14 protein-coding genes are annotated in these 14,189 nt (G+C 67.7%); 8 read left to right on the top strand and 6 right to left on the bottom strand.

Going from position 1 to position 14,189, the window contains the following annotated elements; translation table 11 throughout:
- Nucleotides 1–122: 122 nt before the first annotated feature.
- A complete protein-coding gene (locus ACTWQA_RS08710) occupies nucleotides 123–929 on the top strand; it encodes a class I SAM-dependent methyltransferase (protein WP_443158762.1) in 807 nt (268 codons plus the stop codon).
- Nucleotides 930–938: 9 nt separating this feature from the next.
- Here ACTWQA_RS08710 and ACTWQA_RS08705 read toward each other — a convergent pair whose 3' ends face one another.
- The gene (locus ACTWQA_RS08705) at nucleotides 939–2,333 is read right to left on the bottom strand and encodes an NAD(P)H-quinone dehydrogenase (protein WP_443158761.1); all 1,395 of its coding nucleotides are present in this window, start codon (nucleotides 2,331–2,333) and stop codon (nucleotides 939–941) included.
- Between the two features lie 185 nt (nucleotides 2,334–2,518).
- On the opposite strand from ACTWQA_RS08705, the gene ACTWQA_RS08700 reads away from it, so the two are divergent.
- On the top strand, nucleotides 2,519–3,004 hold the full coding sequence (locus ACTWQA_RS08700) for a gamma-glutamylcyclotransferase (protein WP_443158760.1): 486 nt from the start codon (nucleotides 2,519–2,521) through the stop codon (nucleotides 3,002–3,004).
- Here ACTWQA_RS08700 and ACTWQA_RS08695 read toward each other — a convergent pair.
- Nucleotides 3,001–4,305, bottom strand: coding sequence for an MFS transporter (locus ACTWQA_RS08695; protein WP_443158759.1), 1,305 nt, complete (start codon nucleotides 4,303–4,305; stop codon nucleotides 3,001–3,003). The genes ACTWQA_RS08700 and ACTWQA_RS08695 overlap by 4 nt on opposite strands.
- A 109-nt stretch (nucleotides 4,306–4,414) precedes the next feature.
- Between ACTWQA_RS08695 and ACTWQA_RS08690 the strand changes: the two genes are divergently transcribed.
- From ACTWQA_RS08690 to ACTWQA_RS08675, 4 genes are read left to right on the top strand one after another with little or no spacing between them, the layout of a single operon-like run.
- Nucleotides 4,415–5,395, top strand: coding sequence for an Lrp/AsnC family transcriptional regulator (locus tag ACTWQA_RS08690; RefSeq protein WP_443158758.1), 981 nt, complete (start codon nucleotides 4,415–4,417; stop codon nucleotides 5,393–5,395).
- Nucleotides 5,392–6,696 (top strand): M20/M25/M40 family metallo-hydrolase, encoded by a 1,305-nt coding sequence (locus tag ACTWQA_RS08685; RefSeq protein WP_443158757.1) that lies wholly within the window; start codon nucleotides 5,392–5,394, stop codon nucleotides 6,694–6,696. Before ACTWQA_RS08690 ends, ACTWQA_RS08685 begins: the two co-directional genes overlap by 4 nt.
- Nucleotides 6,697–6,699: 3 nt before the next feature.
- Nucleotides 6,700–7,503, top strand: a complete 804-nt coding sequence (locus ACTWQA_RS08680) for a purine-nucleoside phosphorylase (RefSeq protein WP_443158756.1) — start codon at nucleotides 6,700–6,702, stop codon at nucleotides 7,501–7,503.
- Nucleotides 7,500–9,128 carry a phospho-sugar mutase gene (locus ACTWQA_RS08675; protein ID WP_443158755.1) on the top strand — a complete coding sequence of 543 codons (1,629 nt, stop codon included), beginning with the start codon at nucleotides 7,500–7,502 and terminating at the stop codon, nucleotides 9,126–9,128. Before ACTWQA_RS08680 ends, ACTWQA_RS08675 begins: the two co-directional genes overlap by 4 nt.
- Nucleotides 9,129–9,287: 159 nt before the next feature.
- Here the strand turns inward: ACTWQA_RS08675 and ACTWQA_RS08670 are convergent, their stop codons facing one another.
- Both ACTWQA_RS08670 and ACTWQA_RS08665 read right to left on the bottom strand, forming a co-directional pair.
- The gene (locus ACTWQA_RS08670; protein WP_443158754.1) at nucleotides 9,288–9,512 is read right to left on the bottom strand and encodes a DUF397 domain-containing protein; all 225 of its coding nucleotides are present in this window, start codon (nucleotides 9,510–9,512) and stop codon (nucleotides 9,288–9,290) included.
- Nucleotides 9,499–10,320, bottom strand: coding sequence for a helix-turn-helix domain-containing protein (locus tag ACTWQA_RS08665; protein ID WP_443158753.1), 822 nt, complete (start codon nucleotides 10,318–10,320; stop codon nucleotides 9,499–9,501). The genes ACTWQA_RS08670 and ACTWQA_RS08665 overlap by 14 nt, the downstream gene beginning before the upstream one ends.
- 197 nt (nucleotides 10,321–10,517) lie before the next feature.
- On the opposite strand from ACTWQA_RS08665, the gene ACTWQA_RS08660 reads away from it, so the two are divergent.
- Together ACTWQA_RS08660 and ACTWQA_RS08655 are read left to right on the top strand one after the other, a co-directional pair.
- A complete protein-coding gene (locus tag ACTWQA_RS08660) occupies nucleotides 10,518–11,012 on the top strand; it encodes an ATP-binding protein (RefSeq protein WP_443158752.1) in 495 nt (164 codons plus the stop codon).
- A 184-nt stretch (nucleotides 11,013–11,196) separates the two neighbouring features.
- A complete protein-coding gene (locus ACTWQA_RS08655) occupies nucleotides 11,197–12,588 on the top strand; it encodes an ATP-binding protein (RefSeq protein ID WP_443158751.1) in 1,392 nt (463 codons plus the stop codon).
- A gap of 98 nt (nucleotides 12,589–12,686) precedes the next feature.
- Here the strand turns inward: ACTWQA_RS08655 and ACTWQA_RS08650 are convergent, their stop codons facing one another.
- Nucleotides 12,687–13,178 (bottom strand): GyrI-like domain-containing protein, encoded by a 492-nt coding sequence (locus ACTWQA_RS08650; protein WP_443158750.1) that lies wholly within the window; start codon nucleotides 13,176–13,178, stop codon nucleotides 12,687–12,689.
- 135 nt (nucleotides 13,179–13,313) lie between these two features.
- Complete coding sequence (locus ACTWQA_RS08645) at nucleotides 13,314–14,141, bottom strand: MerR family transcriptional regulator (protein ID WP_443158749.1); 828 nt, start codon at nucleotides 14,139–14,141, stop codon at nucleotides 13,314–13,316.
- Between the last annotated feature and the right edge of the window lie 48 nt (nucleotides 14,142–14,189).

Raw genomic sequence — 14,189 nt, 5'->3', positions numbered from 1 at the left:
CATACCAACAAACGTCAACGGCTATCGCCTGCCGTTTGGGTTCTGCCCAGCCCGACCAGCCCGGCCACGCCCCGGCCAACACCGTGCCGCCCCCGCCTCAAAGGGCGGTTAGGGTGATCGCCATGCAGGATGACGTCTACCGCTACAACAAGGAACGCTGGGAAGCCCTTGTGGAGGCGGACGCCTTATTCACCCGTCCCATGCTCGACCTCGACACGGAGAAGGCCCGGGCTTATCTGGGCCTGGAGAGGCTGGGCCTTCCTGGCGACCTGGCCGGCCGGAAGGTGCTCTGCCTGGCAGGAGGAGGCGGGCAGCAGTCTGCGGCCTTCGCTCTGCTCGGAGCCGACGTGACGGTTCTCGACATCTCGTCCGGGCAACTGGAGCGTGACCGCTCGGCCGCCGAGCACTACGGCGTCGGCATCCGCACCATCCAAGGAGACATGCGGGATCTGTCGGCCCTCGACGAGTCCTCGTTCGACCTGGTCTGGCATCCGTACTCGTTGACGTTCGTCCCGGACTCCCGGATCGTTTTCCGCGAGGTCGCGAGAGTCGTCGCACGAGGCGGCCACTACTACCTGATGTGCGCCAACCCGTTCTTCGCCGGACTCACGCACGACTCGTGGAACGGCGAGGGCTACACGCTCAAGCTGCCCTACACGGACGAAGCCGAGGCCAGTTATCCCGACCAGGACTGGGTCTACGACCGGAAGGCGCCCGGCCGCTTGATCAGCGAACCGAGGGAGTACACGCAGACGCTGAGCCGGATTGTCAACAGCCTGACCCGGGAGGGCTTCGTGCTGACGCTTCTGTCTGAAGTCCGAGGCGACTACCCCGGTGCGGAACCGGGCAGTTGGTCGCACTTCACGGGGGTGGCCCCGCCGTGGCTGGAATTCGTCTGGGAGTACCGCCCTGGCATTGTCGGAGGGTGAGGGACCCGGCTAGATGCCGCTCGCCGTCTGAGGCTGCATGAGGCGGCGGGCGGCCTCGGTGATCGAGCCGGACAGCGACGGGTAGACCGCGAACGTGTGCGCCAGCTGATCGACCGTCAGCCGCTGCTGGACGGCCACCGACACCGCCAGGATCAGCTCCGACGCCCGCGGGGCCACCACGACCCCGCCCAGCACGATCCCCGTGTGCGGCCGGCAGAACAGCTTGACGAAGCCGTCGTTGAAGCCCTGCATCTTGGCCCGCGCGTTCGTGGCGAGCGGCAGCTTGACGACGTTCGCCTCGATCTCGCCCGCCTCGATGGCCCGCTGCGCGACCCCCACCGCCGCGATCTCCGGGTCGGTGAAGATGTTGGAGGCCACCGTGGCCAGCCGCAGCGGCTGCACGGCCTCCCCGAGCGCGTGCCAGACGGCGATCCGCCCCTGCATGGCCGCCACGGAGGCCAGCATGAGCACACCGGTGCAGTCCCCAGCCGCGTAAACGCCCGGCGCGGACGTGCGCGAGACCTTGTCGACCTTGATGAACCCGCCCCGGTCCAGCTGGACCCCGGCCTCCTCGAGCCCGATCCCGGCCGTGTTGGGGACCATGCCGACCGTCATCAGCGCATGGGATCCCTCGGCCGTGCGCCCGTCCTCCAGGGTCACCACCACTCCGTCGGCGGTGCGCTTGACGGAGGACGCGCGCGAGCGCCCCATGACGTTCATGCCACGCCGCCGGTAGACCTCTTCGAGCACCTCGGCGCCGTCGGCGTCCTCGTTGGGCATCATCCGGTCCCGGCTGGAGACCAGCGTGACCTCGGCGCCGAGGGAGCGATAGGCGCCGGCGAACTCCGCTCCGGTCACCCCCGACCCCACCACGATCAGGTGCTCAGGCAGCTCCTCCAGGTCGTAAAGCTGACGCCAGTTGAGGATGCGTTCGCCGTCGGGCTCTGCCCCGCGCAACACGCGCGGCGTCGCGCCCGTGGCCACGAGCACGACGTCGGCCCGGATCGTGCGATTCCCCGCCCGCACGACCTGCGGATCCACCAACCGCCCACGAGCCTTGATGATCTCGACGCCCTCGGCCTCGACCCGGGTCGCGATGTCCGCGGACTGGGCCTGCGCCAGCTCTTTCACCCGCTTGTTGACCAGCGGCAGGTCGACCCCGACCGTCCCCGGCTCGCCGTCGGGCCCGCCGTCGAACGAGATGCCCAGCCCCGGCGCGTCGAGCAGCGCCTGCTTGCGCACGGAGGTCGCGATCAGCGTCTTGGACGGCACGCAGTCGGTCAGCACGCATGCGCCGCCCGGCCCGTCCTGCTCGACCATGGTGACCTGCGCGCCTAGCTGGGCGGCCACCAGCGCCGCCTCGTAGCCGCCGGGTCCGCCACCGATGATCACGATCCTCGTCACGTGTCCCATTCTCCCGTACGAGCTCGGCCGAGCTGCAACCGGGCTGCGTCCCATCCCGCTCAGCGACGAAGGATGACGGATCCTTCTGCCGTACCTGGCCTCCTGATGGATCGCCGCGGCTCTTCGGCATGGCAGGATGTCGCGGTAGCTGGACGACGAGCAACACCCAGCGAGAGGGGTGGATCGTGGCGTGGCCCTCAGATTCGGAGAAGCCGAATGAGCTCAGGCTTTATGCCGCGTATGGCTCCAACATGGATCCTGAGCAGATGGCCATGCGCGCCCCGCACTCCCCCATCCGGGGCGTCGGCTGGCTGACCGGCTGGCGCCTGACCTTCGGCGGGCACGACCCGGCCTGGGGCGGCGCGCTCGCCACGATCGTCGAGGATCCGGACGAGCACGTGTTCGTCGTGCTCTACGACGTGCCCGACTGGGAGCAGACCTCGCTCGACCAGTGGGAGGGCGCGGTCCGCGGCGCCTATCACAAGGTGCGGCTGCGGGTGCAGACCCTCGACGGCGAGGTCGTGGCCTGGTTCTACGTGCTCGACGGCTACGAGGGCGGCCTGCCGTCGGCCCGCTATCTGGGCAGCCTGGCCGAGGCGGCCGAGCGGGCGGGCGCCCCCGACGACTACGTCAAGGAGCTGCGGGAGCGCCCCTGCACCTCGTTCGGCTAACTGAGCGGCTGGTCCTTGGTCTCGCGCAGCACGAAGATGTAGACCAGGGTGGAGATCAGCGCGAGCGCCGACATGTACCACGGGAACAACCCCGGGTTCTTGGCCTCCTGCAGCGCGGTGCCGATCAGCGGGGCGGTGCCGCCGAAGAGCGCCACGGTCAGCGAATACGGGAATCCGGCCCCCGCCGCCCGCACCCGCGTGGGGAAGAGCTCGGAGTTCACCGCGGCCGAGATCGAGGTGAAGCAGCCGAGGAAGACCATGCCGACGAGCTGCACGAACAGCAGGCTGCCGTAGGCGTCGGTGAGCGTGCCGAGCAGCGGCACAGGCAGGATCAGGAACCCGAGACCAAACGTGATCAGCATCGGCCTGCGCCCGATCCGGTCCGACAACATGCCCAGCAGCGGCTGCAGGATCATGAAGAAGACCAGCGAGATCGTGCCGATCTGCAGCGAGTCCGCCTTGTCGAACTTCACGGTGATCTGCGCGTAGGTGGGCAGGAAGCTGGTCCAGGTGTAGTACGCGACGGTGCCGGCGATGGTGATGCCCACGATCGTGAGGGCGGATCTCGGGTGGTGCTTGAGGAAGTCGAACAGCTTCGGCCGCGCGGCCTCGCCCCGCTGGATCTCCTCCGCCACGGCCGAGGTCTCGTCGGCGCCCTTGCGGATCCACAGCCCCACAAGGCTGAGCACGGCGCCCACGATGAACGGGATACGCCAGCCGTAGGAGCTCATGTCGGCCTCGACCAACACCGTGGCCAGCAGCGCGGCCAGGCCGGAGGCCAGCAGCTGGCCGATGGTGGTGCTGACGTACTGGAAGCTCGAGAACAGGCCGCGGCGGCCGGGCGGAGCCGACTCCACCAAGAACGTGGTGGCGGCGGCGAACTCACCGCCCACCGACAGGCCCTGGATCAGGCGGGCGAGAGTCAAGATGACCGGCGCCAGGACACCCACGGCCGCGTAGGTGGGGGTCAGGCCGACGAGCAGCGATCCCGCGCCCATCAGCACGATCGTGAACGTCATCGCGGCCTTGCGCCCATAACGGTCGGCGAACGCGCCGACCAGCAGGCCGCCGAGCGGGCGCATGAAGAAACCCACCGCGAAGACCGCGAATGAGCTCAGCAGCGGCACCAGGCTGTTGCCCGCGCTCTCCGGGAAGACCTGCTTGGAGAAGTAGATGGCCAGGAACGTGTAGGCGTACCAGTCGTACCACTCGACGACGTTGCCGATGCTGGCCGCCATGAGCTGGCGGGATCGGCTCTTGGGGATGCCGAGGGGGGATTGGGTCACGGGGGAGGTCGCCACGGGGGCTCCTTTGCTGACATGTGCGGTATGGCTTACTCTGCAGTTGAAAGACCGAAACAGTCAAATTCGCGGGTATGGATTTACATTCCCGACACAGAAATGGTTGCAGGTGGACGTTCTCGACCGGCGCCTCGTCGCCGCGCTGCAAGTCAGCCCCCGCGCCTCGTGGGGCGAGATCGGCCGGGCCGTGGGCGAGCACGAACGCACCGTGGCCCGCCGCCTCCAGCGGCTGATCGCGGAGGGAATCGTCCGGGTCACGGCGATCTACGACGACCTGCGCACCGGGCACGGCCGCCCCGTCCACCTGGATGTCCGGGTGCGGCCCGGCGCCACGGCCCAGGTGGCCAAGGCGCTGGCCGACCGGCCGGACACGCGCTCGGTCTACGCGCTGACCGGCGCCGCCGACCTGGGCTGCGAGCTGGTGTCGCCGTCCCGCGAGGCGCTGCACCGCATCCTGTCCGCCGAGATCAGCGCGATCGACGGGGTGTTGCGGACGCAGACCCAGGTCGTGCTCCACACGTTCAGGACCGTCGCCGAGTGGCACGCTCCGTTCCTCACCGAGCAGGAGGTCGCCGAGCTGCGCCCGACGCCGCCTCCTGAGGGCCTGCCCGACGAGGAGGGCCTGTCACCTCTGGAGCAGGAGATCGCCGAACTGCTGGCCGCCGACGGCAGGATCGCCTTCACCGCGGTCGCCGAACGCCTCGACATCTCCCTGCCGACCGCGCGCCGCCGGGTGACCTCGCTGATCGAGCGGCGGCTGCTGCTGCCGCGCGCGGAGGTGGAGCCCGCGCTGCTGGGCCTGGAGGTGGAGGCCATGTTGTGGCTGAAGGTCCGCCCGTACGGGCTGGACGAGGTCGGACAGCGGCTGGCCGGGCATCCGAACGTGCGTTACTGCGCGGCCACCTCGGGCACCCATTCCCTGATCGTCCAGGTGGTGGCCGCTCACGAGGCGGACCTCTACCGTTTCATGACCGGCGTCGTCGGCTCCCTCGACGAGGTCACCGACAGCGACCTCACCCTCATCACCCGCGCTTACAAGCGCGGGCACCTGCACAAGTCCGGACTGCTCACACTGGAGAAAACGCCATGACACCAGCCGAGAAGGAAGTCGCCGACCTCTGCGTGGAGCTGATCCGCGTCGACAGCAGCAACTACGGGGACGGCAGCGGCCCGGGCGAGCGGGCGGCCGCCGAGGTCGTCCTGGCCCGGCTGGCCGAGGTCGGGATCGAGGCCACGTACGTCGAGAGCGAGCCGGGCCGCGGCAATGTGGTCACCCGTGTCGAGGGCACGGACCCGTCGCTGCCGGCGCTGCTCGTCCACGGACACCTGGACGTGGTGCCGGCCAACGCCGCCGACTGGTCGGTGGACCCCTTCGGCGGCGAGGTCCGCGACGGCTACATCTGGGGCCGCGGCGCCGTGGACATGAAGGACATGGACGCGATGATGCTGGCGGTCCTGCGTCAACTGAAGCGCGAGGGCCGCCGGCCACGCCGCGACATCGTGTTCGCGTGGGTGGCCGACGAGGAGGCCGGCGGCGTGTACGGCGCCAAATACCTCACCGCCCACCACCCCGAGCTGTTCGAGGGCGTCACCGAGTCGATCAGCGAGGTCGGCGGCTACTCGCTGGAGGTGGACCCGTCGCTGCGGCTCTACCTGATCGAGACCGCCCAGAAGGGCCTGGCCTGGATGAAGCTGATCGCCGACGGCACGGCGGGGCACGGCTCGATGCTCAACTCCGACAACGCCGTCACCGAGATCGCCAAGGCGGTGGCCAGGATCGGCGAGCACGACTGGCCGCTGACGTACACGCCGACCGTGCGGCAGTTCCTCACCGAGGTCGCCGACGCGTTCGGCATCCCCTTCGACGAGTCGGACCCGCAGCCGATCCTCGACAAGATCGGGCCGCTGGTGCGCTTCGTGGGCGCGACCCTGCGTCACACCACGAACCCGACCCAGCTCGGCGCCGGCTACAAGTCCAACGTGATCCCCGGCCAGGCCACGGCCGTGGTGGACGGGCGGTTCCTGCCGGGGTTCGAGGAGGAGTTCTTCAAGACCGTCGACTCGCTTATCGGGCCGCGCGTGCGGCGGGAGTTCGTGCACCACGACATCGCGCTGGAGACGACCTTCGACGGTGCGCTGGTGGAGTCGATGATCGGGGCGCTGAAGGCGGAGGACCCGACGGCGCGGGCGATCCCGTACTGCATGTCCGGCGGCACCGACAACAAGACGTTCTTCGCCGACCTCGGGGTGCGCGGGTTCGGGTTCGTGCCGCTGCGGCTGCCTGCGGACATGGACTTCGCGTCGATGTTCCACGGCGTGGACGAGCGGGTGCCGGTGGAGGCGTTGCAGTTCGGGGTGCGGGTGCTGGACCGGCTGCTCCTAAACTACTGAGCTGTGAGCAACGACGCATACACCCTGGCCAGTGAGGCCGCCGCGGCACTGCACCGCGCCGCCGGTCTCGACACCTTCGACGTGGCGCTCGTCATGGGGTCGGGGTGGGTGCCCGCCGCCGACGCGATAGGCGAGACGGTGTGCGAGATCCCGTTCATCGAGCTGCCCGGCTTCCAGGCCCCCGCCGTTGCCGGGCACGGCGGCAAGATCCGCGTCATCCGCACCTCGAGCGGGCGGCAGGCGCTGGTGTTCCTCGGACGCACGCACCTCTACGAAGGGCTCGGGGTGGACGCGGTGGTGCACGGCGTGCGCACGGCGGCCGCGGCCGGCGTCCGTACGCTCGTGCTCACCAACGCGGCCGGCGGCCTGCGGCCCGAGACCCAGAGCGTCGGCGACCCCGTCCTGATCAGCGACCACATCAACCTGACCGGCGCCAACCCGATCACCGGGACCACGTTCATCGACCTCACCGAGGTCTACTCGCGTCGCCTGCGCGCGCTGGTGAGGGAGATCGACCCGACCCTCGCCGAGGGCGTCTACGTGGCCTTCCGCGGGCCGACGTACGAGACCCCGGCCGAGATCCGCATGCTCCGCACGCTGGGCGGGGACATGGTCGGCATGTCCACCGTCCTGGAGGCCATCGCCGCCCGCGAGGCGAACCTGGAGGTGCTCGGCGTCTCCCTCGTCACCAACCCCGGCGCGGGCCTGTCCGGCGAGCCGCTCAACCACGAGGAGGTCCTGGAGGTCGGCCGCGCCACGGCCGCCCGCATGGGCGTACTGCTGTCCAAGGTGGTGGACCGGCTGTGAGCCTCATTGAAGAGGCCTGCGCCTGGCTGGCTCAGGACCCCGACCCCGACACCCTCGCCGAGCTGGCCGCCTTGCTGGAGCGCGAGGACATGGTTGCCCTCCATGACCGCTTCGGGGCCAAACTCGAGTTCGGCACGGCGGGCCTGCGCGGCGAGCTGGGAGCCGGCCCCAACCGGATGAACCGCGTCACCGTCATGCGCGCCGCCGCGGGCCTCGCGGAAGTCCTCGGCCCCGGCAAGCACGTGGTCATCGGCTACGACGCCAGACACAAGTCCGACGTGTTCGCCCGCGACACCGCGGCCGTCCTGACGGGCGCCGGCCTGCACGCTTCACTCCTGCCATGCCCCCTGCCCACGCCGGTCCTGGCCTTCGCCGTACGCCACCTGGGGGCGGACGCCGGCGTGACCGTCACCGCCAGCCACAACCCACCCCGCGACAACGGCTACAAGGTCTACTGGGGCGACGGCTCCCAGATCGTGCCGCCGATCGACAGCGAGATCTCGGCCGCCATCGACGCCGTCGGCCGCGTGGACGAGCTGCCGCTGCACGACCCCGGCACGCTGACGGAGCTCGGCGAGGGCATCATCGACGACTACATCGCGGCCGTCACGTCCCTGCCGCTGGGCGACGCCCGCGACCTCAAAGTCGCCTACACGCCCCTGCACGGGGTCGGCGCGGCTACGCTGACCGGCGCCTTCCTGGCCGCAGGCTTCGACAGCCCCATGGCGGTGGAGGAACAACGCGACCCCGACCCGGACTTCCCCACGGTCTCCTTCCCCAACCCGGAGGAGCCCGGCGCGATGGACCTGGCCATCGCCCTCGCCGCCAAGCAGGGCGCCGACCTGGTCCTCGCCAACGACCCGGACGCCGACCGCTGCGCCGTGGGCGTACCCCTGCCGGACGGCTCCTGCCGCATGCTGACCGGCGACGAGGTCGGCGGCCTGCTGGGCGAGCACGTGATCATCCACACCACCGGCGACCGCATGGTGGCCACCACCATCGTGTCCTCCACCCTCCTCAGCAAGATCGCCCAAGCGCACGGAGTCCGCTACGGCGAAACGCTGACCGGCTTCAAATGGATCATCAAGGCCGGCCCCGGCCTGGTCTTCGGCTACGAGGAGGCCATCGGCTACAGCGTCGGCTCGAACACCGGCCTCCCGGTCCGAGACAAGGACGGCATCGGCGCCGCCCTGACGGTGGCCGCCATCGCCGCAGCGGCCAAACGTGAGGGCCGCACGCTCCTGGACCTCCTGGACGACCAGGCCCGCCGCTACGGCCTGCACGCCACGTCCCAACTGTCCTTCCGCGTAGCCGACCTGTCCCTGATCGCGAACGCCATGTCCCGCCTCCGCGCGAACCCGCCGGCGGTCCTCGGTGGGCGCACAGTCGAGCAGGTGGACGACCTGAACAAGGGCGAAGGCGGCCTCCCTCCGACGGACGGCCTGCGCTACCGCCTGTCGGGTGACGCCCGCGCGGTGGTCCGCCCTTCGGGGACGGAACCCAAGCTGAAGTGCTACGTGGAAGTGGTGGTACCGGTGAAGGGTGAGGTGTCGGACGCCCGCACCCAAGCCACCCACGCTCTCGACGCCCTGAAAACCGACCTCTCCACCACCCTGGGCCTCTAACCGGCTCCCGGGGCCAAAAGCATGCTCCTCCGCGATGAGGGCGCTACGCGCCACAAGGCTCCGGGCGGCGCCCTCTGGGGGCAAGCCCCCAGACCCCCGGCGAGGGGACTCCCGTCCCCTCGCGCTCCCCGGTCGTGAGCTGCCGAGACAAGCCTAGATCTAGAAGTCGAATTCGCCCTTTTTGACGCCGGCCACGAAAGCACGAAACACGCCACCGCGCACCACCCACGGCTCCACGTCGGGACGCTCGGTGTCACGGAGGCCGACACGGCCCCCGCTCAATGGGGCTACCTCGATACAGTCTCCGCCGTTGGCACCGCTGAAGGAGGCCTTGCGCCACTCTGCGGTCTCGAGCTCGGCGACCAGCTCATCATGATCTTTCATACATCACCATCTTCTCGCGTATCACGTCTGCGGTCTCATTGACCGGTCGGGCGTATGCCCGGATGGCGTCGAATCTGAGATTAACCGTGCGCACGCGGTCCTCGCGATCCGTAACCTCGCCGTCTGCGGCGGAGTCCAGATACACGGTGTCGGGCCCATGGGAGAGCTGCGCGATCACGAACCCGCCCAGCAAGCCGATCGTGGGTACGGCGGCCATGGGGACCACCTGAAGCGTGATGCAGGGATGGGTCAGGAGCTTGAGCAGGTGATCGAGCTGTTCGCGCATCACCTCCGCTCCTCCGATGGGGCGGGCGAGCACTATCTCATCGATCACCGCCGCGTACATCGGTGGCTCGGGACGGTCGAACACCACCTGCCTGGCGAGTCGGGCCTCAGTCGCTTCGTCCACCCGTTCATCACTGATGCCCGGCTGCCCCCGCAGGATTGCACGCGCGTAGCTGCGCGTCTGAAGCAACCCGGGAATCACGAGCGGTTGCCAAGTGCGCAGGTTGTGAGCCACGGCCTCGATCTTGGGCCACTGACGGAACCACGTCGGTCCTGTCTTGATCACCAGGGGCAGGAGGCGGAGCAGTTCGCCCTTGAGGTCGAGAAGCTTCTCTACCTGCTCGGTGAAGTCCCACTGCGGTGTGCGCTTGGCATTCTCGATCTGGCTGACCAAGCTCTTGCTGACATGGGTGTAGTCCGCGATCTCCTCTTGGGTTATGCCTTTCTTCTCCCTCAATCTCCTCATTTCAGCTCCAAAGAGGGCAAGAGGACTGGCTCCTGGGTCGAGTTCGCTCACGGCCATGGGCACTCACCCTCATGTTCACAAGTACACGCACACCTGTGGAGCCGATGTGTGTATCAAGTGTGTCACCTGTCAACTACATAAAGTAGCCGACGACGTTCATTCTGGGGAATATCCAGAGAGAAACAGGCCGAGACTCGGTCCACAAGACCCTTGATCTTGTGGACTTTCGAGGCCAGTCCCCCAGATAGTCGGTGATGTCTGTGTCAACAGAGACCGCACCAGCGTCGGCAAAACCCGCACCGGTAAAGGAGTCCCGCCCTCCTGCGACGGCGACTCCCCTGTCAGCAATCACGTTGTACCGCGATGCCAGGGCACCTTCCAGAGGCCGGCACGCCCTCATCAAGTGGATCGGAAAGCACGATCCATTGCTGCCCGATGTGCTCTTGGTCGCCAGTGAACTGCTCACCAATGCCGTCATCCATCCGGCGCACGGCCCGGGGCGCGAGTCGGTCACGCTGCGCATGAGCCTCGGTGACTCACTCCTCCTCGTCGAGGTCATCGATCCCGGCACACCGAACAGGTCGCCACTGCCACAGCCGAAACAAGCGGCCTTCCCCGCCGAGACAGGTCGCGGCCTGGGCCTCGTGGCAGCGTATGCCGCTGCCTGGGGGACCTACATCACCGAAGCCGGATGCCGCAATGTGTGGGCCGTCATGAAAAGCGATGCGCCAGGGACGACACCTGGCTAAGCAATATCGGCATGCACCAGCGTTCCATGACCATTACCTTAAGTAGCCGCATGCTCACTCCTTGTCTCGGCCGGACGGAGTGACGTCGTGAGCGACGCCTGATCGGCTTGATCAATGAGACCAGCGCTCGGACAAGCGTCGCGACCGGAGTCCAACCAAACGTGGATGATGCGATGGAGGCCTCATGGGTGGTTTCAACGGACGCGAACGCGAACTGGCCGCTCTGGACCGTGACTTCCGATGCGTAGGCGGGGAAGACAGACCAGGGCGTGCCATCCTCATGAGAGGCCGTCGCTGCGTAGGGAAAACGCGTCTAACAGAGGAGTTCATCCGTCGGAGCGGCGTGCCCAGCCTCTTCTTCACCGCACCTAGAGAGCCGATCACCTGCCAGCTCGGGCGCTTCATCGAGGACGCGGCGGATTCCGACCTTCCCAACGCCTCGATCTTCGAGAACGTGACAGCAGGCTCGTGGGACACCGCGCTTCGACTGGTGGCCCAGGCCGTACCCCAAGGCTCTCCGAGCATCGTGGTCCTCGACGAACTGCCCTACATGATCGCCCGGGACCCTCATCTAGAAGGAACGCTGCAGCGGCTTTTCGATCGCGAGTTCTCCCGCCTCCCTATGCTGCTCATTCTCATCGGCTCTGATCAATCCGTTATGGAGGCCATCAACCAGGACAGTCGCCCGTTTTCCGGGCGAGCATCAGAAATGCTGATCAACCCTCTGACTCCCGCAGATGTGGCCGACAAGCTGGAGCTACCACCCGCCGATGCCATCGACGCCTATCTCATTACGGGCGGGCTTCCTATGATCTTGAATAAATGGCCCGCAAGCGCAACGATGCGGGAGTTTCTTGACAACACTGTAAGCAACCCCGTTTCGGCCTTGATCGTGAGCAGTGAACACGCCATGGCTGAGACGCTTCATCGGACAGCTCCAGCCTGGGAACTTTTGAACACCATCGGTTCAGGCGCACATACCTATTCGTCGATCTCGGAGGCGTCCGGCATGTCGATCACGCGCGGTCTGCGCACTCTCATGGAGAAGCGAATGATCACAGCGGACGTACCCCTGTCCACCCGATCCCCCAGGCAGCGCCGTTACCGCATCACGTACACGGACCTGAGTTTCTGGCTGTCCTGCATAGAACCGGGCATGCCGGAGATCTACCGACGCCGGGGTGACCTGGCGCTGCGCCGCATCGAGCGTTCGTGGACGGCATGGCACAGCACAGCTCTGAAGTCCTTCGTGCGTCAGTCGCTGCGCCGCATGGACGATCTGCCCGAGCGGACCGGCGCGATCGGCGGCTTCTGGACCAGGACCAACGCTCCAGAGATCGACGTTGTCGGCGCCGATCGAGAGCCCCTAGCGAAGGCGATCACGATGGTGGGCTCCGTGAAATGGCTCGAGGACCGGCCGTTCGACCATCACGACCTGAGCGAACTCATCGACCACCGCTCCAAGATGCCCGGGGCGGACACCTCCACGCCGCTCTACGCGGTCTCCCGCAGCGGATGCAGCGTCGGAGGCGTCACGCACATCACCCCAGAGAACCTGCTTGGCGCCTGGCGATGAGCCCGACCGGTGGACCAGTGTGCCCGGACCGTCCACGCGCACCTTTTGGTCCATGGGGATGCCGGAAACCGGCGCGGCCCCGGGCATCCCCATGGATGTCAGTCAGCCAGGCGGAACTGCAGGTCGGTGTCCCACTTGTTCAGGTCGGGCTCCTCAGCCGGATTGGTGTTGTAGAGCTCCAGGCGGCACCCCCAGTGCTCCGTCCCATCCGCGTCGGACGTCATGTCCCAGGTCAGCCCCTGCTCTGCGGCCCATTTCCGGAACGCGCCGGTGACGTCGATGAGCTGGTCCGGGTGGCCGTGGTGGGCGACGGTGGCGTAGCGGCCGGCGGGCAGGACGTCGGCGAAGAGATCGCCCTCGGCCTCCACCGGCGTGTCCACCGGCACGCCCGCCACTACCACCAGCCGGTCGGCGGCCATGTTGATGGTGTCGTACTTGAAGAACGGCGCCCCGGCGGGATACGCACCGCGCTCGATCAGCCAGCCGATGATTTCGCCGATGCGGTCTCCGACGAGGTTGAAACTGGTCATGGTAATGGTCTTGCGCACCCCGACGTACGGGCGCTCGGGAAGCTCGATGATCTCTGGCATGTTTCTCTGTTTCCTCCTTCACCTCTTAGTACGAAGTGCGGGCTCCAAACTCATCGACCGAGTACGGGTTCGAAACTCATCGGCAGGTCGAAGAACGGAACAGGCCGGGGTCCAGGTACGTGGTCCCGCCGGTGATCAGGCCGCCGGTGACGTCGCGACCACCTCGATCTGCAGCTCCGTCACCCATTCGTCCTCATTCTCCGGGCAGTGCAGGGAGATCTCCCTGGCCAGCCCGAGAGAGCGGTAGCCGTTCTCCTCGATCCAATGGGCCAGCGTCTGGAACGTCGGCCCCACCGCCTCCATCGACCCATGATGGATGATCGTGGCCGCCAGCTCGATGGCGGGCAGGTCGATGACGTCGAAATCATAGGAACCAGGCGGCGCGGAGACCGGCAGGCAGGTGTGCACCATGACCGAGCCGTCCTCCTCCGGCACGTAATAGGCCAGCCCGGGAGCCACGACGGACACGCCGGCCGCCTCTGCCCGCCGGCAGATCTCCTCGAACAGCGGCTTGATCACAGGGCCGATGTCTTCGCCCTCGTAGCTGGCCGCCCTGGCGCTGAGCTCGGCGACTCGCACCGAGGGCACCTTCTTCAACAGGACTTCGGCCGTACGCATGTGCCCCTCCGTCTCGATCGTGTGGAGCCTCGCCTCGACGCTGCGCAACCTGGCCAGGTCGGCGCTGATCTGGGCCTCCAGCTGGGCGCGGCGCATGCGTACCATGCCGTGCAGCTCCTCCGTGCTCACCTTCTCGTCGAGGATCACCCTGACCTGCTCCAGCGTGAAGCCGAGGTCCTTGATCGCGACGATGCGGTTGAGCCTGGACAACTGCGCGGCCTGGTACGACCGGTAGCCGGTGACCGGGTCGACGTGGGCCGGGCGCAGTAGGCCGATGGCGTCGTAGTGGCGCAACATGCGGACCGACACGAGCCCCAGCCTGGCGAAGTCTCCGATGCTGAACATGACTGCTCCAGGTCTAGGGGCTGACACGGTGTCAGGGTCAACCTATGG

It is taken from the genome of Nonomuraea sp. 10N515B (assembly GCF_052245915.1).
GTDB lineage: Bacteria > Actinomycetota > Actinomycetes > Streptosporangiales > Streptosporangiaceae > Nonomuraea.
The sequence above is the reverse complement of the archived record's forward strand: the minus strand, read 5'-3'. Positions and strand labels throughout refer to the sequence as shown.